This is a genomic window from Flavobacterium branchiophilum NBRC 15030 = ATCC 35035, from assembly GCF_002217205.1.
Classification (GTDB): domain Bacteria; phylum Bacteroidota; class Bacteroidia; order Flavobacteriales; family Flavobacteriaceae; genus Flavobacterium; species Flavobacterium branchiophilum.
Genome location: NZ_MUGT01000069.1, coordinates 1 through 1,620 on the forward strand (window position 1 = coordinate 1; position 1,620 = coordinate 1,620).

Below are 1,620 nucleotides of genomic sequence, written 5' to 3' on the forward strand. Positions count from 1 at the left end.
CAACTTCAGAGTTTTGAATGGTAGTATGTTGTGCCTTGCTAGAAATACTAAATACGGCTCTGTGTGCAATATCAGAATTGTAAGTACCCCAATCTGCTGATTTAAAATTGCTAAATGTATTGTTTCTGCCATATATATTATGCACATAATATTCTGTAACACTTGCTGTTTGTAGGCTGAAATTTGAAAAAATATTATCTGAAACATCATCATAAATTAATTGCCCGCTTTGTGTAGATTCTTGTAAATTAGTAGAATCAAAAAAGATTCCTCTTACCACTCTAGCAAAATTTACATTTGTAAAAACATTATCATGAATGCGAGCACCAGAAACAGCACCTTTTCTAAATGTTATGCCTGTGTGCAACCCTTTTATTACAATGTTAGAAAATTTATTATAACCCACATCTTTGTATTGACCATCTAGTACAATGCCTCTAGCAGCTACATTAGTTTGTGTAGTGCTTCCATACAAAGCTTTATGACCAATGTATAGATTTTCAAAAGTATTATGGTAATTGTCAATTTCTCTTGAAACACCATTTGGATCATTTGCTGTTACTGTTGCGTCTTGTGCTACATATATACCTGTGCCAGAACCTTCTATATGAATAGCAAGATTTTTTATGGTATTGTAATGTGATCTTACTTCAAAAATATTACCAGTGTAGCCACCCGCTGGATTAATTTTTGTACCGAAACCTTCGCCTTCTATGGTTATGTTACCAGTTGCATTAATATGAGTCGAACCATTTGTGTTGTCAATTATAATGGCATTATTTACAAAATACTCTCCTTCAAGGATAATAATTCTTTGAAAATTCCAAGTTAATGCTTGATTAACAGCTTCATTTAAGTATTTAAATTCACCTGTACTTGCATTTGTTGTATTAGCACTATTTACTTGATACATTTTATATTCCGATGGTATTTGAAAACTATTTGTTTTTGAGGCTGCGTAATTATTTGTGTTATAATTTATTGTAGAAGAAATTACTAGAGTAGGACCTACGTCACCTGTTTGTGCTAGCATTAATGTTGAAAAAAACATACCCAAAAGTATGAATTTTAAATTGTAAAATTGTGTTTTCATGTTTCTAAAATTTATATTAATAATTGGTTACTGTATTCCCTTGATTGATAAGCGTTTGTTTGTCTATAATACCCTGCCCTGTAGCTAAATAGCCGTAAAGTTTGATATGTTTTCCACTTGTTGGATTAATATTTATAAATTGATTTAATACATTATTTACAGCTTCAGACGATGGCGGGTATCTTTCATATTCTATACAATAGTTTAAATTTGGCATTATAATATTATCATTACTTAACCAGTGTAAATAATCAGCACGTACTAGAATAGGGGTGTTAATAATAGAGTTATTACCAGATACGGCAAAATATTTTGTTGTTAAAAGACGAGGTAAATTAACTACACCCGAATAAACCTCCATACCAATAATGTTGCTCATTTCTAATATAGGGAAATTTATTTCTTGATTAATTGGACCATAGTCAATACCAAGATTATTTATTTTTGATAAATTTGGATATTCCAAATTAGTAACATGTATATAATGCTCTAAATTATGAACTTCTCTTAATTCAGGCATATTAAAT

At 30.3% G+C, this 1,620-nt stretch carries 2 protein-coding genes; both read right to left on the reverse strand.

Features of this window, described 5'->3' with window-relative positions:
* The coding region (locus B0A58_RS09280) for a hypothetical protein (protein WP_133063112.1) at nucleotides 1–1,093 on the reverse strand (1,093 nt) is incomplete at its 3' end.
* A gap of 16 nt (nucleotides 1,094–1,109) precedes the next feature.
* Nucleotides 1,110–1,620: hypothetical protein (locus tag B0A58_RS09285; protein WP_207758841.1), on the reverse strand; the 511-nt coding region annotated here is incomplete at its 5' end.